Annotated in this window: 17 protein-coding genes; 3 read left to right on the top strand and 14 right to left on the bottom strand. The window is 34.2% G+C overall.

All coding sequences use genetic code 11. From position 1 onward, the window contains the following. Positions 1-211: 211 nt before the first annotated feature. The 13 genes from K7G79_RS13365 to K7G79_RS13305 form a co-directional block, all read right to left on the bottom strand. A complete protein-coding gene (locus K7G79_RS13365; protein WP_223552101.1) occupies positions 212-616 on the bottom strand; it encodes a hypothetical protein in 405 nt (134 codons plus the stop codon). Between the two features lie 297 nt (positions 617-913). Next, positions 914-2,077, bottom strand: coding sequence for a sigma-54 dependent transcriptional regulator (locus K7G79_RS13360; protein WP_223552100.1), 1,164 nt, complete (start codon positions 2,075-2,077; stop codon positions 914-916). A gap of 2 nt (positions 2,078-2,079) precedes the next feature. Beyond that, positions 2,080-2,976 carry a DUF6268 family outer membrane beta-barrel protein gene (locus tag K7G79_RS13355; RefSeq protein WP_223552099.1) on the bottom strand — a complete coding sequence of 299 codons (897 nt, stop codon included), beginning with the start codon at positions 2,974-2,976 and terminating at the stop codon, positions 2,080-2,082. A 29-nt stretch (positions 2,977-3,005) separates the two neighbouring features. Then, complete coding sequence (locus K7G79_RS13350) at positions 3,006-3,911, bottom strand: mechanosensitive ion channel family protein (protein ID WP_223552098.1); 906 nt, start codon at positions 3,909-3,911, stop codon at positions 3,006-3,008. 1 nt (position 3,912) lies between these two features. After that, complete coding sequence (locus tag K7G79_RS13345) at positions 3,913-5,226, bottom strand: ABC transporter permease (protein ID WP_223552097.1); 1,314 nt, start codon at positions 5,224-5,226, stop codon at positions 3,913-3,915. Positions 5,227-5,228: 2 nt separating this feature from the next. Next, positions 5,229-6,158: an ABC transporter ATP-binding protein gene (locus K7G79_RS13340; RefSeq protein WP_223552096.1), complete on the bottom strand. Its 930-nt coding sequence runs from the start codon at positions 6,156-6,158 to the stop codon at positions 5,229-5,231. A 297-nt stretch (positions 6,159-6,455) separates the two neighbouring features. Further along, positions 6,456-7,574: a molecular chaperone DnaJ gene (gene dnaJ, locus K7G79_RS13335; protein ID WP_223552095.1), complete on the bottom strand. Its 1,119-nt coding sequence runs from the start codon at positions 7,572-7,574 to the stop codon at positions 6,456-6,458. Positions 7,575-7,583: 9 nt separating this feature from the next. Then, positions 7,584-8,129 (bottom strand): nucleotide exchange factor GrpE, encoded by a 546-nt coding sequence (locus K7G79_RS13330; RefSeq protein ID WP_223552094.1) that lies wholly within the window; start codon positions 8,127-8,129, stop codon positions 7,584-7,586. Between the two features lie 514 nt (positions 8,130-8,643). Next, entirely contained in the window at positions 8,644-9,372 is a 729-nt protein-coding gene (locus tag K7G79_RS13325) for an energy transducer TonB (RefSeq protein ID WP_223552093.1), read from the bottom strand. A gap of 230 nt (positions 9,373-9,602) precedes the next feature. Next, on the bottom strand, positions 9,603-10,085 hold the full coding sequence (locus K7G79_RS13320) for an Hsp20/alpha crystallin family protein (RefSeq protein WP_223552092.1): 483 nt from the start codon (positions 10,083-10,085) through the stop codon (positions 9,603-9,605). A gap of 208 nt (positions 10,086-10,293) precedes the next feature. Next, a complete protein-coding gene (locus K7G79_RS13315; RefSeq protein ID WP_223552091.1) occupies positions 10,294-11,499 on the bottom strand; it encodes an efflux RND transporter periplasmic adaptor subunit in 1,206 nt (401 codons plus the stop codon). A 4-nt stretch (positions 11,500-11,503) separates the two neighbouring features. Continuing rightward, complete coding sequence (locus tag K7G79_RS13310; RefSeq protein ID WP_223552090.1) at positions 11,504-15,838, bottom strand: CusA/CzcA family heavy metal efflux RND transporter; 4,335 nt, start codon at positions 15,836-15,838, stop codon at positions 11,504-11,506. 110 nt (positions 15,839-15,948) lie between these two features. After that, the gene (locus K7G79_RS13305; protein WP_223552089.1) at positions 15,949-16,260 is read right to left on the bottom strand and encodes a DUF6660 family protein; all 312 of its coding nucleotides are present in this window, start codon (positions 16,258-16,260) and stop codon (positions 15,949-15,951) included. A 660-nt stretch (positions 16,261-16,920) separates the two neighbouring features. Here K7G79_RS13305 and K7G79_RS13300 point away from each other — a divergent pair. The 3 genes from K7G79_RS13300 to K7G79_RS13290 all read left to right on the top strand — a co-directional run bounded on the left by K7G79_RS13300 (position 16,921) and on the right by K7G79_RS13290 (position 18,933). Beyond that, complete coding sequence (locus K7G79_RS13300) at positions 16,921-17,589, top strand: lysoplasmalogenase (protein ID WP_223552088.1); 669 nt, start codon at positions 16,921-16,923, stop codon at positions 17,587-17,589. A gap of 209 nt (positions 17,590-17,798) precedes the next feature. After that, the gene (locus tag K7G79_RS13295; protein WP_223552087.1) at positions 17,799-18,293 is read left to right on the top strand and encodes an RNA polymerase sigma factor; all 495 of its coding nucleotides are present in this window, start codon (positions 17,799-17,801) and stop codon (positions 18,291-18,293) included. A 4-nt stretch (positions 18,294-18,297) separates the two neighbouring features. After that, entirely contained in the window at positions 18,298-18,933 is a 636-nt protein-coding gene (locus K7G79_RS13290) for a hypothetical protein (protein WP_223552086.1), read from the top strand. On the opposite strand, the gene K7G79_RS13285 is transcribed toward K7G79_RS13290, so the two are convergent. Continuing rightward, positions 18,930-19,505, bottom strand: coding sequence for a pseudouridine synthase (locus K7G79_RS13285; protein ID WP_223552085.1), 576 nt, complete (start codon positions 19,503-19,505; stop codon positions 18,930-18,932). The two genes, K7G79_RS13290 and K7G79_RS13285, sit on opposite strands and share 4 nt — an antisense overlap.

Below are 19,505 nucleotides of genomic sequence, written 5' to 3'. Positions count from 1 at the left end.
TATCTTTAGATTATAAAACACCGAATATGGTATATTTAAAAACAGCGTAAATCAATTTTTAACCTGTAGCCATATTTCAGGACTAGACAAAATTGTTTACAACGGTCCGTATAACCGAAGTTACGGTTTTAAAGTTACTGTTTTTAGGTTTGGCATTGCTGTTAGCAATTCCGAGTGGATTCGGACGTAGTCGAATCCTCCGTAATTGCGGTTATACATTGTTGTGTGCTGGCTTTTTATTCCACAATATTTTTATTTTCGGACTTAGGATTAATAAAATCAAATAGTCAATTATTAAACTTACAATTAAATATATCCATTGATAATTTAAGTCAATTCTGTCTCCTAAATTTCCATTAATTGATTCTCCAATTAACCAAGTTGGCACAATTCCTTTTGCGTAATACAGAATAAAATAATTCCACGAAAAGCTTTGAAGTCCCGCAATTTTTGAAGTCGGCTCTTGTAAACTCAAGTAGAGAACAAGAAAAAAGATTATTTCGATTCCTAAAAGCAAAGTCAACGACTTTTTGGTTTGATTAAGTCCAATGAAATTTTTACTCGTATTTTTGAATCCAAATATTATCCACGGAATTAACAAGAGAATTGAAATCATATTTTTTCAGTCTTTTTTAAAATTAGTTTATTGAAAATGAGCAGTAAGAAAAATAAAATTCCACAACCATAAGTCAATCCTAATAAAATATCGTGTTGCAAGCATAAGTCAGTTCCAGTAACTTGAGATACACATTCTCCGAAGTCAGTTTCATATTTAATACTTACAGATGTGTTTAAAGTCATATAGTAGAATAATGGAACTCCAATTAATGTTAAAATCAAAAGAATTATGTAAATCGGTTTTCTCAATTATTCTCGTTTTTCAGCTTGCACACAACTATGGTATAAGCTCACATTACTTACTCGCAAAAAGCTGTACATCGGTTTCGCTTACTTCTTTTCCACCAAGGATAATAAGGCGTTCTACCACGTTTCTAAGTTCTCTGATATTGCCCGTCCAGTCGTATTCTTGAAGTTGTTTAATCGCCTTATCCGAAAAACTTTTTACGGCTGTTCCCTGTTCGTTAGCTATTTTTTCTGCAAAATGATTGATCAACAATGGTATATCATCCCTACGGTCATTAAGTGCTGGAACTTCCACTAAAATCACGGCCAATCTATGGTATAAGTCCTCTCTAAACTTGCCATCTTCTATCTCTTTCTTTAAATTCTTGTTGGTAGCAGCAATTACCCTTACATCTACTTTAATATCCTTATCACTCCCTACCCGTTGTATTTTGTTTTCCTGTAAGGCACGAAGCACCTTAGCCTGTGCCGACAGGCTCATATCCCCTATTTCATCAAGAAAAACAGTACCACCATTAGCCGCTTCAAACTTGCCTGCCCTATCCTTGTTGGCACTGGTAAACGCTCCTTTTACATGACCAAACAATTCGCTTTCTATAAGTTCACTAGGGATAGCCGCACAGTTCACCTCTATTAAAGCACCCCTAGAGCGTTCACTTTTTTCATGTAACCAATGCGCGACCAATTCCTTTCCAGTCCCATTAGGACCAGTAATAAGTACGCGAGCATCGGTTGGGGCAACTTTATCAATCATGTCCTTGATTTTGGAAATGGCATTGCTTTCACCTATCATCTCGTATTTCTGACTGACTTTTTTCTTTAGAATTTTATTTTCGACAACCAGCTCCTTTTTATCCAAAGCATTTCTAACCGTATTTAATAAACGGTTTAAATCCGGTGGTTTTGAAATATAGTCAAAGGCTCCTAACCGCATGGTGTTGACTGCGGTGTCCAAATCACCATGACCAGAAATCATCACAATTGGGATTTCCGGTTTTATTTTTTTGGTAGCCTCCAATACCTCAACACCGTCCATTTTAGGCATTTTAATATCACAAAGCACTAAATCGTAATCCTCATTTTTAATTTTTTCAATTCCCGATAAACCATCTTCAGCCTCCTCAACTAAATAGGTGTTATTTTCTTCAGAAAGTATTTTAACCAAAACCCGCCTAATGGCGGCTTCATCTTCAATAACTAATATTTTTGACATATTTAAATTTTAAATTTAATTCCTGTTCTTAAATAAAACGTATTGATATCGTCCAATTTATAAATTTCATCCCTCTTTTCGTTGCGCAATACGTTGTTTAATCTAAAGGTATAACCTGTATACAAATACCCTACCAAATGTTTTGTGAACAAATATTCATAACCCAAACCACCAATAGCGACAGATAAAGAAATATTAACTACTTGCTGTCCATTAACTACCGAAGGTTCCTGTAAATGCGCTAAATACCCATCCAGCCCCACAAATGCTTGAACATTATTTTTAGTGTTTAAGGCATATTTTAAATTTGATTTTGGTACACCCAAACTAAAACTCCATTTGTCATTAATTTCCCTAAAATAACTTACAAATGGTAGGGGAAATGGAACTCCTGTAGTGGCATTATAGGTTAACCCTAAAATTAATCGGTAAGGGCGTTTTAGGTTTTCATCTTTAGTTCTATCGTTTATTAAATAAACCCCACCATTCATAAAATAGTCGTCAGACACCAATGATTTTGTAAGTGTTGAAGCAATCCGAGGATTAAACTTTACACCAAACCGCCAATTATCATCCCACTTAAACGTATAACCAAAATTTAAGTCTATAACATGAATCTTGCTTAACCCTGATACATCAAAAGGGTAGTGATCCTCCAAATTAAGTAGAATTTGATTATACTCAGCACCAACAACTATATATGTATCATTTTTCAACTCTATTGGGTAATTAATCAATCCTCGAAGCCTTGTATAATGGTCATCTGATTTATTTTTAGGCATAAACGAATATTCCAATCGAGCTAAATCTGTAAGTTGCGCACAAGAAAGCTTAGAAACCAATACAAAAACAAGAAAGCAAAGCACTTTTAAAATGTTTTGAAACGAACTTGTATGCATTGCCCTTTTATTCTTAATAATTCAATGTTTTATTTTGGACCTTTAATAATATGAATATCTCTTTGTGGAAACGGAATGGTTACGTTATGCTCCCTAAACAAGCGATCTATTTCAAAACGTATATCACTCTTTGGAAATTGTGCCTTAAAGCTATCATTTATAGTAAATATAATTTTAAAATCCAATGAACTATCTCCAAAACTGGTAAAAACTACGGTAGGTTCTGGTTCACTTAGCACATCAGGATGGGTACTTGCTGCCTGAATCAATAATTTTTTAACCAACTGTACATCACTGCCATAAGCTACCCCTACTGATACCGATTCCCGAGTAGTCGTTCCATTTTGTGTCCAATTATACAAACTATTGGTTAAATATAAATGGTTTGGTATGATGAGTACCTTATTGTCTATAGTAACTGCACGGGTAGTGCGTAATTTAATTTCTTCCACGCGCCCCACCTTATCTTCAATTTCAATAATATCACCCACATGAACCGATTGGTCTATAAGTATAAAAATCCCAGATATAATGTCCTGAAATAGTGTTTGCAAAGCTAAACCAACACCAATTAACAGAGCTGCGGAAGCTGCAAATATAGCCGTTACATCCACACCGACCGAATGCAGGGTAATTAATAAAATAATAAGGTAGATTAGCCATCTGAAATACCCATAAACTACATTAAACTTAATTTTATCATCTTTAGGAAGCTTTCTCGTCAGGATTTTAAAAACCACCCTTAAAATAATCGAGGCAACAAAAATTACTGTAGTAACAATCAACAGGTTTAGTATAGATATTTTAATCTCATCAGTAAAACTAATATGAAGATCAAGAAAACTCTTAATACTTTCCCAAGCAGAGCTTTCGGCTATAACCTCTCCGACCTCTTCTACCTTTTGCTCTATTTTTTCTGTTACGTTATCTTGCATTTTAATATTTAATCCATTTAATCAGCTCCTTATAACTCGGTTTTTTACCATACATTAAAATACCCACACGATATATTTTGGCAGCAAACCAAACGGTAAACATAAAGGTAGTAATTAACATCAATAAAGCCAGCAATTGCTCCCATAAAGGTACTCCAAAGGGAATTCGCATGAGCATAACCACAGGTGAAGTGAACGGAATAAATGAAAAAACCGTAGAAACAGTACCATGTGGATCTTCAATTACAGTAAAAATGCCAACGTAAACGGCTAAAATTAGAGGCATTAGTATGGGCATTACAAACTGTTGGGTGTCTGTCTCATTATCTACCGCTGCACCTATGGCAGCATACAGCGAACTATACAACAAATAACCGCCTATAAAATACAATATAAAAGCAATGACCAAGTTGATTAATGGTAAGCTTCTTAAAATCGATTTAAAAGATTCAAAATAAAAATCAACTCCTTTGCCTTCAGAAGCTATTGTCATTAACTCTTGTTGTGGCGTTGATGAATCGAATAAGTTTATACCTAAAACCAATGACACAACCGTCATTAAAACACCTCCTAAAATAACCCAAATAACAAATTGAGTAATACCTGCTAACGACGTTCCTATAATTTTTCCCAACATGAGCTGTACCGGCTTAACCGACGATATAATTACTTCTATTATACGACTGGTTTTTTCTTCAATAACACTGCGCATAATCATATTGCCATAAATAATAATAAACATAAATAGCAAATATCCCGTTGCACCTCCAAAAATCAGCTTGGCTATACCATCTGTTTTTGATGTCTGAAGACCTTCAAAGTTTTCCTGGATAATATCAATAGTTACTTTTGAGTCTTTAATTACATCAACATCAATGGCCTTCTCCTCAAGGTTTAAATTGGTTAACTTCGATTCTATTTGATTTTCTAATTCTGAAAAAATTGCAAATGATGGTGATTCTTCAGAATAAAAATTGACTTTATTGGACAAGTCATTAAAACTGTCCCATGTCTTAATATGTAACAATCCATAGCTTTTTGTTTTCTTAGCTAATGCCTTTGCCTCTTCCAACGATAGATTTGAAAGCTTTTCATATTTTATATTATCCGAACTTTTTAGTCCATCACTAACGAGGCCAGATTCGTCCAGTACCGAAATGATATGAATCTTATCGTTATTCAATTGCGATAAATAAGCGACTAGGGCAATAAGTGCTATAAAAATCATCGGGCTTAAAAAGGTCATCACAATGAAGGATTTGTTTTTAACCTTAGTAAGGTATTCACGTTTTATTATAAGCGGTAAATGGTTCATGCTCAGGTGTTGTTCTTTATGGTTTGAATAAAAATATCATTGACGCTAGGGATAAGCTCCACAAAATGGGATACTTCACCTAACCCTACCAAATATTCTAACAGCATATTGGGTGATTCTCCATTAGGTATCTTAATGTTTAGCTTTAACTCATCTCCTAAGGTTTTAAAATTAGCCTGGGTAACTTCAAATTTTTCAGCCAAATGGTTTTGCAGCAAACCTCGATTATTGGTCTTAAGTCCAACTTCGTAGGTATTGCTCTTAAACTGTCGCTTAACATCCAATAACTTACCTTCCAATATTTTATTCGATTTGTTGATTAATGCAATGTCGTCGCAAAGTTCTTCAACCGACTCCATACGATGAGTAGAGAATATTACCGTAGCCCCTTCATCCCGTAACCGTAAAATTTCTTCCTTAATTAAATTAGCATTTATAGGATCGAAACCTGAAAAAGGCTCATCAAAAATTAATAATTTGGGTTGGTGCAACACCGTAACCACAAATTGTATTTTTTGGGCCATCCCTTTTGATAATTCCTGTATTTTTTTGTTCCACCAATCTCCAATTTCTAATCGCTCAAACCAATACCTTAAACGAATTTTGGCTTCTGATTTACTCAATCCCTTAAGCTGTGCCAAATATAAAGCCTGTTCCCCTACTTTCATAGATTTGTATAAACCCCGCTCCTCAGGCAAATAACCAATATCTGTAATATGCCTGTTCTTTAGTACTTCACCACCTAAAAACACCTGACCTTCGTCGGGCATTGTTATTTGGTTAATGACTCGAATAAGCGTCGTTTTTCCAGCACCATTTGGCCCTAATAATCCAAAAATACTGCCTTGGGGTACCGTAATGGAAACTCGGTTTAAGGCTTTATAAGTTCCAAAATGTTTGGAAACAGCTTTAACTTCAAGTAAGTTGTTCATTGTGTTACTTTAATCGCTTAGCGAATGTAAATATATTAAATGTTATTGGAGGGACTAAATGCTTTATGCAGAATTAGCAGCTATTTAAAATCAATTTTCAATATAAAAACAAAACCCACCCTTAACGAGTTAAGGATGGGAAAAAAATTGCTATGAAAAAGAAAAATTACCACTAAAATAAATTAGTGATAGTTCAAATATAGTTTTTTTTTCGATACTAATAGCAAAACTATTAAATAAGTTATCGCAAAAAATAATCCGCTCAAAGGCGGATTATTAAGTTTTTGGGTCTTTTTCTTATGAAAACATGTCTTTTACTTTTTCAAAAAAAGACTTATCTGTACTTTCTGGTTTTGGAATAAAATGCTCATCATTTATCATAGTTTCAAAAAACTCACGTTGTTGTTTGTTTAATGTTTTAGGAGTCCACACGTTAACATGCACCAATAAATCCCCTCTTCCGTAACCATTTATACTTGGAATACCTTTTCCGCGTAAACGCAATATTTTACCAGATTGAACCCCTGGTTCAATTTTAATACGTACCTTTCCTGTTACAGTATCAATTTCTTTTGATGTGCCTAAAACGGCCTCGGGATAACTTACATATAAATCGTAATGTAAATTGTCTCCTTCACGCTGTAACTTTTCATGTTCTACTTCCTGAATGGCTACCAATAAATCCCCCGAGATTCCATTACCAGGCGCTTCATTTCCTTTACCAGATACCTTAAGCTGCATGCCATCAACAACACCTGCAGGGATTTTTATGGAAACGGTTTCTTCAGAAATTTTTAGTCCTTGAGCATCAGCATCGGCCGGTTTTTTATCAATAATCTCTCCTGCACCACCACACACATTACATGGTGCGGAAGTTTGCATTCTACCTAAAATAGTATTAGTAATTCGTGTAACTTGTCCTGAACCATGACATGTTGAACAGGTTTTATAGGTTGTTCCTGATGCTTGAACCTTTCGTTTTACCTTTATCTTTTTTTCAACACCATTGGCGATTTCTTCAAGGGTTAACTTTACCCTGATGCGCAAGTTGCTACCTTTAATACGACGTTGACCACCGCCACCACCAAATCCTGAGAAACCGCCACCACCAAAAGCACTTCCAAAAATATCACCAAACTGACTGAATATATCATCCATATTCATGCCACCACCACCAAATCCACCGCCATTTTCAAAGGCTTGATGACCAAACTGATCGTAACGTGCTTTTTTGTCGGCATTGCTCAATACCTCATAGGCTTCAGCAGCTTCTTTAAACTTAGCTTCAGCTTCTTTATCATCTGGGTTTTTATCTGGATGGTATTGAATGGCCTTCTTGCGATACGCCTTTTTAATATCGGCATCGCTAGCCCCTTTATTTACTCCTAAAACCTCGTAATAATCTCTCTTAGCCATGCTCTTGGTTTATTGTCCTATAACAACTTTTGGGAACCGAATAACCTTATCACCTAAAGTGTATCCTTTCTCAATAACATCTATAATCTTTCCTTTTAAATTGTCGCTTGGTGCAGGAATTTGTGTAATTGCCTCATGGTTATCGGCGTTAAATTCGTCGCCTTGCTCGACCTTCATTTGTGACAACCCCTTTTGTTCCAAGGTTGTTTTTAGCTTATTACTTATAAGTTCAACTCCCTTTAAAAGTTCTTTTTCTTTGCTTTTAGAAATTTCCAGATAGGCCCTGTCAAAATCATCCAAAACCGGAAGCAAAGCCACCATAACATCCTGACTTGCTGTTTTGAATAAATCTATACGTTCTTTGGATGTCCGTTTTTTATAATTTTCAAACTCAGCAAACAAACGTAAAAACTTATCTTTTTCCTGCTGTAATTCTGCTTGAAGTTTTTCTTCTACTGTTTGTTCTTCCACTATCGGCTCTTCAGTCTCAACAGTTTCAGTTTGAGGGCCTTCAACCTGTTCTTTTTCTATCTCTTTACTTTCCTTTTTACTCATGCTAAATTATAATTTATGCAAACACTTAAATTGATTGGCAAAAGTACTGCCATTATTGTAAAAATGTCATATTGTCACGAAAAAAATTAAGCTTTTTTTGCTTATTGCATGAATCTTTAAAATATTTAGTAATCCTTTTTGATTTCTCACTAGAAATTTTTGAATTATTCCAATTAATCTTTGAACTTCTTAACCCGTTCCCGTGACATAATAGCGTCTTGTTCGCCATAGTACTTAGTTTTATTTGTAAACGGTAATTGATGTATCTTTCTATAATACTTTATTACAATAATATTTACAAAAACTTTTGATTAATTTGGAAAAGGTTTGAATACCCTGTTTGTTTTAAATTTTCCCAAGGTCATTCTCTGTGAATAACTGCAGCCATTATATGGAAATGGCAATTTCAATAGAAACCCAGAATCAAAAGTATGAATTTGAGAATTTTTTTATTAAAAAAGAAAAGCAGTTCAGCTAATAACTAACTGACCGCTTAGCATTTACAAAACCTATACTAACTTTCCTGAAATTTAAAGAAAATAGGTAATGCATAGGCAACTTTCACAGCCTTACCACGTTGCTTACCTGGAGTCATTTTTGGCAATAAACCTATTATTCGTTCCGCTTCACTTTCCAAAATCCTATCAGGCCCCCTTGAACGAATATCGGTTACAACACCTTGTGAATCGATTACGAAAATCACCGACACCCTACCTTGAATTCCTAAATCTAAAGCAGCTTGGGGATATTTAAAATGTTTTTTAACGTGTTCTTGTATTTTCATTTGAAAACACTCTTTAACTTTAACCTTACTCAATCCTTCACACCCAGGAAAAACAGGAACATCTTCAATCGTAGTAAAAGGAACTTCAACTTCTTCTTCAACTTCTTCAACTTGCACATCACTCACTTCAATAACACGTTCTTCAATGGCTTCCTCTTGATTTGTTTCTGTACTTTCAATAATTGTTTCCTCAATTTCTTCAACATCTTCAACAATCTGAATCGACTCCTGAATTGTAACTGGAGGTGGAGGTGGCGGCGAAGTATTAACTTTAATAACAAGTACATCTTCTTCCGCTTCTTCAGTAATATTAACTATACCTAAATCTATTTCTGACTTATCATAGGTTTTGTGCTCTAAGGCTCGCCAAGAGAGAAATAGCATAACATTTAAGCCAATAGCAAAATATAAGCTACTATTTCTTCCTATTTCAAATTTGGGGTTCTTCTTAGGTTTCATCAGTCAATTTTTTATTTTATATCTATCCGATGCAATCCAACTTTAAACAATTTACTAGATTAATGAGTCTTGGTTATGGTCTATTACTTAATTTTAAATTTGATACTTTAAAAATATTTGAAACCTTGTTAATTTACTATGATAAATATCATTTAACGGAACCTATAAAATGAATTTGTATAAAAAAAGCCTGTTATATAACAGGCTTTTTTACTAGAAAACTTAAATTCTTATGAAATTCTAATAGTACGTGCCGGTTTTTCTTTGGCTTCTTCTTTTTTAGGAAGTTGTACCGTTAAAATACCTTCGCTATAGCTCGCATTTATCTTACTTTCATTAACAGTATCTGGCAATGTAAAGGTTCTTTTAAAAGACGAGTAACCAAATTCCCTTCTTGTATAATCCTCATCCTTATTTTCTTTTTCTTCTTTAAGCTCAGCAGAAATGGACATTAGATTATTTTCCAAATTGATATTGAAATCTGATTTTTTTAATCCTGGAACCGCCATCTCTACTATAAAGGCATCTGAAACCTCTTTAATATTTACTTTAGGCATAGAAATACCTGTATTAAAGCTTGATGAAAACAGTGAGGGAAATTCACCCAACGAAAAATCATCAAACCATGTTGATAAACCTGGGAAATTTGGCAACCTATTTTTGTTTCTATGTGCTAAATTTCCATTTTTTGGTAATGTCACTAGATTGCTCATGATTATTTTTTTTTATTTGCCTGCCTTTTGCAGGCTAGTTAAACATTTGTCTTACAATCATATATTGACAAATAAAGTACCAAAACCAAATATCTATCTACTTTGACATATTTATTAAGAATCTCTTAACAAGTTTCTGAAATTTTGTCGTTTTAATATGAATTTAAAATGTCAAAATTTCAGAAATCAATATAAAAGCTGAATTCGATTAATGTGTATGCTCGGCTTCACCTTTTTTCATCTCTGCTATAAGATAATAAGCATTGTTAAAGGCAAACATACGGTTTAATGGTTGCTCTTTAGGAAAACTCACTTCAATCCATTTACCATCCTTTTTACCAATAATCACTTCTATAGGTTTAAAAGTCCAAGCGCTTCCTTTTTTTCCTGCAACAAACACATAGAACTTATCATTATCTTTTACAATAGCGCTTTCAGGCAATGCTTTTGCCAAAAAACTATCTGTTTGTATTTTTCCTTGAATATACATCCCTGGTATTAGAGTCTCCGATTTGTTCTTAATTTCGGCATGTACATGTACCGCTTTAGGATTGTCCTCAAATGTTTTACTCACCGAATAAATTTCTGCGGTAAGTTCGGCATCTGGGACAGACTGCACACTAAATGTTACCTTCTGCCCTTTTTTTACTTTGTGCACATCTTTTTCAAATACCATTAAATCGGCGTGTACGTGATGTGTATTAACAATCTCAAACAGTTCTGTCTGTGGCTCGACATATTGACCAGTCTTTACCTTAACTTTTTGAACATACCCATCAATTGGGCTTCGTATCCCTATTTGTTGGTCTATTGTCCCATTCCGCACTGATGTTGCATTAATATTAAGTATTTTTAATTGTGCAGCTAAGCCTTTAACCATTGCGATAGAGGATTTATACTCTGCTTCTGCCTTTTGAAAATTAGCTCCAGATCCCACACCAGAATCGTATAATTTTTTCTGGCGTTCAAAATTTTTATTTAAAAACTCACTATTGCTGAAGGCTTTCAAGTAATCTGTTTGTAGGGCTATAATACTTGGGTGTGATAGGTAGGCAACAATCTGTCCTAGGTTTACTTTATCGCCTTCAATAACTTTAATAGCTGTTACATTTGCCCCAACTACTGTTGTTATTGCAGCTTCATTTTGCGGTGGCACTTCTAAAGATCCGTTAGCTTCAACATAATCTCCTATGCCGCGCAAAGACAAAGTGTCTATTTTCATTTTCAATTCTCTCAATTGTTGTTCGTTAAGCATTACCTCCTCTTCTTCGTGATGCACTTCTCCCTTAACAGATTGTTTATCCTTATCGTGTGAGTGTACGTCATTTTCTGAATGGTCAGCTTTGTTACCACAAGACACGATTAGTAGTGCTATAAAAATTAAAGCAATGTATGTATATATTTTTTTCATCATGATGTTATAAATTAAAATATTGTAATTGAAATGCACTTTCCAAATAATTTACCAAAGTGGTTTGTGCCTCTAGCTCAAACTGTACCAATTCTTTTAACAGTTGTGCAAAGGTGATATAATCTATTTCACCTTCCTGATATGCCAAAAGCGCACCTAACTTTTGGTCCTTCAAAACTGGCAATACATTTGATTGGTATAGTTCCCAAGCGTTTTTCCATTTTAAATAATTTGTCCTTCTCTGTGCATATTGTGATTGTATTTCTTTCTTTTTAAATTGAACATTATTCTCTGCTATTGCCTTATCAACTTTAGCTGATTTGACCCTTACTTTGTTTGAACTTGATAAAAAAGGAATTGAAATACCTGCTTGATAACTGTAAAACCCAGAATTGCCATCTACCTTCTGTAAACTACCTTGAAGATTGAGTTTTGGAAGATTATCGGCCTTTGCCATTCTAAATTCTGCTTCTGCCAAATTGAGTTGATGTTTCGTTAATACAACAGCAGGGTGTTTATTTAAATCGGGAATGACTACTTCTATTGAGGTTAAGACTTCCAAATCATCAGTGACCGTAAAGGTTTCTTCAGTAAACAACAAAAGATTTAATTGTTGAATAGCAATAAGATAATCCCTATAAGCCTGTATTTTTTTATTCTGGATTTGAAATACTTGGTTTTTGGCTGCTGAATACTCCAATTTTGAAATGGCCTCAACTTCAAAGTTTAAGGTTACTGCCTGCTCAAATTTATTGTAGATGGAATCGAGTTCCAGGTACAATAGATAGTTTCTTTTGGATTGATAACACTTTACCCAGGCCTTTTTTACTTTAAGTTCTAATTCCAATTCAGATAATTGTAACACCTGTTTTGATAGCCTAATGTACCCTTCCTGTAACTTTCTTTTAGCCCCAATGCCAAAAACATTGATATTGGATTGCCCTATACCCACTGTGGTATAAACACCATAGTCCTCATTAATTTCTTCTCCACCCGTGAAAATTTGTGTAGAGCCAAAATCGTAAGCTGTGGATTTTAGGGTTTCCTGCTTGGCTACTTCCAATTGTTTTTGTTTTAATAGTGGGTAATTGTCTTTAGATAGCTTTACGGCATCCTGCAACGTTATTTTTGGTAATGACATTTGTAACTGCTGTGCACTGCTCTCTTTTGAAAAACCAAACATCAAAACAAATACTGCAGTAACTGCAACGATTTTTTTGTTGGTCTGAAATTTGAAGGATTTGCTTTCTACCCAATAGTATAAAATAGGCAGCACAAACAAAGTAAGTAGTGTAGATGTCAATAAACCGCCTATAACAACGGTTGCTAAGGGACGTTGCACTTCGGCTCCTGCCGATGCTGAAATTGCCATGGGTAAAAAACCAAGCACGTCTGTGAATGCTGTAAGTAAAATGGGGCGAATACGTCGTTTAGTGCCTTCAAAAATCCTATCCCTTAAACTTATAATGCTTTCTTCCTTGAGTTCGTTCAATCCACTTACCATTACCAAGCCATTTAAAACCGCAACACCAAACAGTACAATAAAACCAACACCTGCCGAAATACTGAAAGGCATATCCCGCAACCACAATGCTATAACACCTCCTATAGTAGCCATTGGAATGGCAATATAAATCATTAAGGTTTGAGGCAATGATTTTAAAGCAAAATATATAAGTACAAAAATAAGCAATAAGGCAATAGGCACTACCATCTTTAAACGGTTACTCCCACGTTCCAGGTTTTCAAAAGCACCGCCATAGCGCACAAAATAACCTGAAGGCAACTCCAATTGGTCTTCTAATTTTGATTTTATTTCTGTAACCAAAGATTTTACATCACGCCCTCTCACGTTAATACCTACATAGGTTCTTCTGTTTGTGTTGTCTCTGCTTATTTGCATGGGACCTGACTTATAGGATATATTAGCTACCTCCCGAAGTGGAATTTGTGTCCCTGATGGTAAGTTCACAAATAAATTTTGTATGTCTGAGATATCCTTACGATTACTTTGATTTAAACGAACCACCAAATCAAACCGCTTTTCGCCTTCAAAAATAACACCTGAATTACCTCCAGCAAAAGCCGATTGCACTAATTTGTTAAGTGCATTTATTTGAAGGCCGTATTGTGCCAATTTGTTTCTATTGTAAGTTATTGTCATTTGTGGCAATCCTGTTGTGGCCTCAGCTTTCATATCACCAATACCCGGGGTACCTGCAATTATTTTAGTAATTTCGTCTGCTTTTTGAGACAACAGGTTTATATCTTCACCATATAATTTAATGGCAATATCTTCACGAATACCTTCTAGCAGTTCGTTGAAACGCATTTCAATAGGTTGCGTGAATTCGTAGTTTACACCAGGAATAATTTCGACTGCCTCTTTTATTTCATCAATAAGTTCGTCTTTGGTTTCTACAGTAGTCCATTCCCTTTTGGGTTTAAGAATTACAAATACGTCTGCAATATCCATCGGCATAGGGTCTGTGGGAATTTCAGCCACGCCAATACGACTCACGATTTTTTCAACTTCTGGAAATTTCACCTTTACAATTTGCTCTATCTTGGTTGTAGTTTCAATAGTTTCGGTAAGCGAGCTACCAGGTTTTAAAATGGCATGAAAGGCAATATCACCTTCATCGAGTTGAGGTATAAACTCCCCTCCCATTCTGGTAAACATAAAGACCGCAACGGCAAATAAAGCCACTGTAATTCCTATGACAAGCTTTCCCTTTTGTAATGCTTTTTCCAAAAACGGCTTGTACTTGATTTCTACCCAGTGAACAAATTTATCACCATGTGACAGTTTATTGTTTTTGGGAGGTCTTAACACCAAAGCCGACATCATGGGCACATAGGTTAAACATAGGATCATAGCTCCCAACATAGTAAAAATAAAGGTGAGTGCCATGGGTTTAAACATCTTACCTTCAATACCTTGTAATGCTAAAATGGGTAAAAAAACGATAAGAATAATAAGCTGACCGAAAAAAGCAGCATTCATCATTTTTTTTGACGCTAAAGCAGCGATCTCATTACCTTCACTTGTGGTTATTTTTTTCTTTTTAAGCACCTTTGAAGCAATAAGAAACACGGTAGATTCAACAATAATAACAGCACCATCTACAATTATACCAAAATCGATAGCCCCTAAACTCATCAAATTTGCCCATACGTTGAATATGTTCATTAAAATAAATGCGAATAACAACGACAAGGGAATAGTTGACGCTACAATTAATCCACCACGCCAATTACCCAATAAAAAGATGAGTATGAAAATAACTATAAGGGCACCTTCTATAAGGTTCGTAGCCACTGTAGAAGTAGTTTCACCAATTAATTTACTACGATCTAAAAGTGGTTCTATTACGACACCATTTGGCAATGATTTTTGAATTTGAAGCATACGCTCCTTAACATTTTCTATAACATCGTTAGAGTTTGCGCCTTTTAGCATCATTACCAAACCACCAACCACTTCACCTTCGCCATCCTGCGTTAAGGCACCGTAACGAATGGCCGAACCAAACTGCACAGTAGCAATATCGCCAATAGTTATGGGCACATTATTAATATTCTTTACGGAAATGTTTTTAATATCGTCCAAGCTCCTTACCAAACCTTCACCTCGTATAAAATTAGCCTGACGATTTTTTTCAATATAAGCCCCGCCAGTATTTTGGTTATTGGCTTCAAGGGCTTCGAATACATCCGATATAGTCAATCCAATCGATTTTAGTTCGTTTGGATCTACAGCAACTTCGTATTGTTTTACTCTACCTCCAATGGCATTTACCTCAACCACTCCTGGAACCATGGCCATTTGGCGCTGTACTATCCAATCTTGTATGGTACGTAAATCTGATATGGAATACTTGTCCTTATACTCCGTCTTTACCTTTAAGGTGTATTGGTAAATTTCTCCCAATCCTGTTGAAATGGGTCCCATAGTAGGTTCTCCAAATCCTTGAGGGATTTGTTCCTTAACTTCGTTTAGCTTTTCTGCTACTAATTGTCTGGGAAGAAAAGCTCCCATATCATCTTCGAAAACAATGGTAACGACCGATAAGCCAAAGCGTGAAATGGAACGTATTTCCTCTACATTGGGCAAATTACTCATGGCCACCTCTACAGGGTAGGTTATAATCTGTTCGATGTCCTCTGTGCCTAGATTTGGTGACTGGGTAATAACCTGTACTTGATTATTTGTAATGTCTGGAACAGCATCTATGGGAACTTGGGTCATGCTCCAAATACCTGTTCCAATTATGGTAAGCGTAAGCAAACCAATAATAAATTTATTATTGATTGAAAAATCAATGATCTTGTTAATCATATAAAAAATATTAATTCAGTTAAACGTTTCGATAAAAATAATTTTCTATCTATCGGACTTGAAATGACCGAAAACGATAAAATTTGGATATACTATCCTATAAAACTGAATTAAAACTGGGGTGGCTGTAAAATGTAAAAATTGAAGTTTTTTTCTAAACCACCTTTGTAATAGAATACTTCTGTGGAAACAAATGGATTTTGAATAATATAGTCTACCGCATTAAAACTTAAAATACAAATGTGACAACACTCACAACTACAAAATGGTGAACATAAATCTCTGTCTTGATGCTGATGGTCATTACACTGGACTTGGGAAATTTCTGTTTTAACCTCATCCGTAAATTTTCCATTATCTTCGCACGGCACTAAATTGAGCCCAAAGATATAGATTGATAATAGGAGTGCTATAAACTTCATCGCGCTAAAATTACAATATAATTAGCTTTACTTTTTAAAAAAAAGTTAAATAATTGTTATAAGTTTTGGATCTCTATCATAGCCTCTAAGATATTGAATTATTAATATAGATTAGCACTTTTCCAACCTTTCTACCTCTTTTTTGTCCCAAAGTGTAGCAATAATATTCATGAGTCTAATATCTATTTAATAATGATTTGTATAGTTATTAGTATTTAAACAATTTACTAGACAAGGCTTGTCCACATTCGAAAAATTGTCTCCAGTCAAAAAGGTAATACCATCAAACAAAAAAAGAAAACCGCTCCTTTGGAATGACGTATTGCTTGTTGTTGCTCGATACGGTAAAAACACATGTATAAGATCAGTACAAATTTGTATTTCGTTGGCAATACCTACTCCGGCAAATAAGTGACAGTCTAAAGCAACTTCAATATTTTCAGGTAAAGTAAAAGTATGTAGAGCATCAACAAAGTCGCCCAAAGCACTGAGGTTATAACTGCCTCAAGTGGTTTCATAAACTAATGGCCTGTCTTACTTGTTTAATTAAGTGTATAAAATAAAACATCCTGTCCTTATAAAAAGTTATATGAACTGAATTGTGAACTTTTGATTATGAATTGCATATAAATCATTTACTTTTGAATAAAAAGGTATTATATGTTAACCAAGTCTGAAAAATCTTTTGTCTTTGTTTATGTCATTATTGTAATTTTAGAATTGGTTTGTAGCTCCTTAGTATCCCTATATGCATTGCACTTCATTACCAAACCTAGCGTTGTAATTTCACTTATTTGTTTTTTACATCAAAATACTAATGACCTTGACGGAAAAACTAAAAAAATTACCATATGGGCATTGACTTTTTCAGTTTTAGGAGATATTCTATTAATGTTTGTTTTTATAAACCAAAACTTTTTTATAGGTGGATTAATTTCTTTTATGTTGGCGCACCTTATGTACATAAAAGTGTTTTATGGGAAGCATAAGTTTCACAAAAAGATTTTTAATTTTTTAGGTATTTTATTAATTTATGTTTTCTTCCTTTTTTATATTTTAAAAAACAATTTGGGCAATATGCTTTTACCTGTAATTTTATATATGGCTGTTATTTTACTTATGGTAACAATGGCATTTTTAAGACAGGGGCAAGTAAATAAATTAAGTTTTATATTAGTTTTTTTAGGAGCTATTACCTTTATTATTTCAGATAGTTTATTGGCATTAAATAAATTTTACAGACCATTACCCTTAGCAAATATTAGCATTATGCTAACTTATGCTTTAGCACAATTATTAATTGTTTTTGGGCTTAAAAAACAATCATAAATAAAATCTATAATAATTATTTAATAATTACAATATCAATTATTTAATATATATTAATTAAATTATTAATTTAAATTAAAAAAGTTAAAACAACAAAACTCAAAACAGTCCTTTAATAAAAGAATTTTATGCACTAACACTTAATAAATAATTTTACTTTGTAACATTTTAACCACCTAGGCTACTTACAGAATAGCTAACCTATCACATTGAACAAAGAGCTTGAACATAGTTTTGTAGAATTGCTGGAAAAGCATCAGAATATCATTCACAAGGTATGTAGATTGTACACCAACAATTATGATGCACACAACGATTTATTTCAAGAGATTACCATCCAATTATGGAAGGCTTACCCTAAATTTCGGGGCGATTCCAAATTTAGTACTTGGATGTATCGAGTGGGATTGAATACTGCAATTACACTCTATAGAAAATCGAAACGAAGTATTTCTACCCAAAATTTTGATGGTGTGGAATTCAAAATAAATGCAGAAGACTATGACGATACTGAAGAGCAACAATTAAAACTACTATACAAAGCAGTACACAATTTAAACGATATTGAAAAAGCGCTTGTGTTTTTGTATTTGGAAGATAAGGATTATAGAGAAATAAGTGAAACCTTAGGTATAAGTGAAGTGAATGCCCGGGTGAAGATGAATAGAATAAAAACCAAACTTAAAACCGTATTAAATCCGTAAGCTTATGGAAGGATTAGATTTATTAAAAAAGGATTGGAATAGGCAACAACCTGAAGACAAAAAACTATCGGTTAAGGATATTTATCCTATGCTTCACAAAAAGTCTTCTTCTATTGTAAAAACCTTATTCTATATAAGTGTAGGGGAACTTATTTTATGGATAATTATTAATTCTATACCATATTTGTTTTCCGAAAACTATAAAGCTAAACTTGACCATATTTATAAAAGTGATTACTTATTGACTAGCCTAACCATTTTCAGCTATGCTGTTATTGTTTTATTTATCTATTTGTTATTTAAATCCCATAAAGCTATATCTGTTACAGACAATGCAAAAACATTAATGGAGAGGATTTTACATACCCGAAAAATCATAAAATATTACGTATTATACAACCTTATTATGGCAGGAGTATCATTAGCTTTAGGTTTTTACTATTCATTAACAAAAGACCCCAAATTCACCAATGCAATTAACAATTATAGCAATAATGAATTTATTTTTTTAATTGCTAAAATAATTGGTGTAGTTATTATTTTTATTCTCTCCATTTGGCTATTTTATAAGCTTATTTACGGACTACTACTTAAACGTTTAAACAGGAATTATAAAGAACTAAAAACACTTGAGCCCTAAGGAAGTAATTTGTTAACTTCATCCACTTCCCCAACTCGCATATTGTCAAGCCCAATAGCCCCTACCCTAACTCGCACCAATCGAAGTGTGGGGTATCCTACTGCCGAAGTCATTTTTCGCACTTGCCTAAACTTCCCCTCTCTTAAGGTAATGGACAGCCAGGTTGTTGGCCCATGGCGCGCATCCCTTATTTTTTTGGAACGTTCCGGTAAATTGGGGTCACGATCCAGTTTGAAAACCTTACAAAGTTTGGTTTTATACTTTTTCCCATCAAAACCAATCTCCACACCCATCTGCAATTGTTCTATAGCTTCATTTGATACAGTACCATCGACCAAAGCATAATATTCTTTTTCAACTTTTTGACTGTTAATGTAATCGCTTAACTTACCATCAGTGGTCAACAACAATAAGCCTTCCGACTTCTCATCCAACCGACCAATAGGCATAATGCCCTCAGGAAAATCATAAAGATCGCCCAAAAACAGTTTGTTTCGTTGCTGTTTGGAATTGCTGTAAAACTGACTTAAGTAACCATAAGGTTTATAAATGATGAAGTGTTTATGATTCAC

Source organism: Aestuariivivens sp. NBU2969, from assembly GCF_019931125.1.
GTDB classification, from domain to species: Bacteria; Bacteroidota; Bacteroidia; order Flavobacteriales; family Flavobacteriaceae; genus Aestuariivivens; species Aestuariivivens marinum.
The sequence above is the reverse complement of the archived record's forward strand: the minus strand, read 5'-3'. Positions and strand labels throughout refer to the sequence as shown.

What these genes read in the sequence shown, in the direction of transcription:
- K7G79_RS13365 (WP_223552101.1), bottom strand. Translation starts at nt 616, where the DNA reads ATGATTTCAATTCTCTTGTTAATTCCGTGGATAATATTTGGATTCAAA.
- K7G79_RS13360 (WP_223552100.1), bottom strand. Translation starts at nt 2,077, where the DNA reads ATGTCAAAAATATTAGTTATTGAAGATGAAGCCGCCATTAGGCGGGTT.
- K7G79_RS13355 (WP_223552099.1), bottom strand. Translation starts at nt 2,976, where the DNA reads ATGCATACAAGTTCGTTTCAAAACATTTTAAAAGTGCTTTGCTTTCTT.
- K7G79_RS13350 (WP_223552098.1), bottom strand. Translation starts at nt 3,911, where the DNA reads ATGCAAGATAACGTAACAGAAAAAATAGAGCAAAAGGTAGAAGAGGTC.
- K7G79_RS13345 (WP_223552097.1), bottom strand. Translation starts at nt 5,226, where the DNA reads ATGAACCATTTACCGCTTATAATAAAACGTGAATACCTTACTAAGGTT.
- K7G79_RS13340 (WP_223552096.1), bottom strand. Translation starts at nt 6,158, where the DNA reads ATGAACAACTTACTTGAAGTTAAAGCTGTTTCCAAACATTTTGGAACT.
- dnaJ (WP_223552095.1), bottom strand. Translation starts at nt 7,574, where the DNA reads ATGGCTAAGAGAGATTATTACGAGGTTTTAGGAGTAAATAAAGGGGCT.
- K7G79_RS13330 (WP_223552094.1), bottom strand. Translation starts at nt 8,129, where the DNA reads ATGAGTAAAAAGGAAAGTAAAGAGATAGAAAAAGAACAGGTTGAAGGC.
- K7G79_RS13325 (WP_223552093.1), bottom strand. Translation starts at nt 9,372, where the DNA reads ATGAAACCTAAGAAGAACCCCAAATTTGAAATAGGAAGAAATAGTAGC.
- K7G79_RS13320 (WP_223552092.1), bottom strand. Translation starts at nt 10,085, where the DNA reads ATGAGCAATCTAGTGACATTACCAAAAAATGGAAATTTAGCACATAGA.
- K7G79_RS13315 (WP_223552091.1), bottom strand. Translation starts at nt 11,499, where the DNA reads ATGATGAAAAAAATATATACATACATTGCTTTAATTTTTATAGCACTA.
- K7G79_RS13310 (WP_223552090.1), bottom strand. Translation starts at nt 15,838, where the DNA reads ATGATTAACAAGATCATTGATTTTTCAATCAATAATAAATTTATTATT.
- K7G79_RS13305 (WP_223552089.1), bottom strand. Translation starts at nt 16,260, where the DNA reads ATGAAGTTTATAGCACTCCTATTATCAATCTATATCTTTGGGCTCAAT.
- K7G79_RS13300 (WP_223552088.1), top strand. Translation starts at nt 16,921, where the DNA reads ATGTTAACCAAGTCTGAAAAATCTTTTGTCTTTGTTTATGTCATTATT.
- K7G79_RS13290 (WP_223552086.1), top strand. Translation starts at nt 18,298, where the DNA reads ATGGAAGGATTAGATTTATTAAAAAAGGATTGGAATAGGCAACAACCT.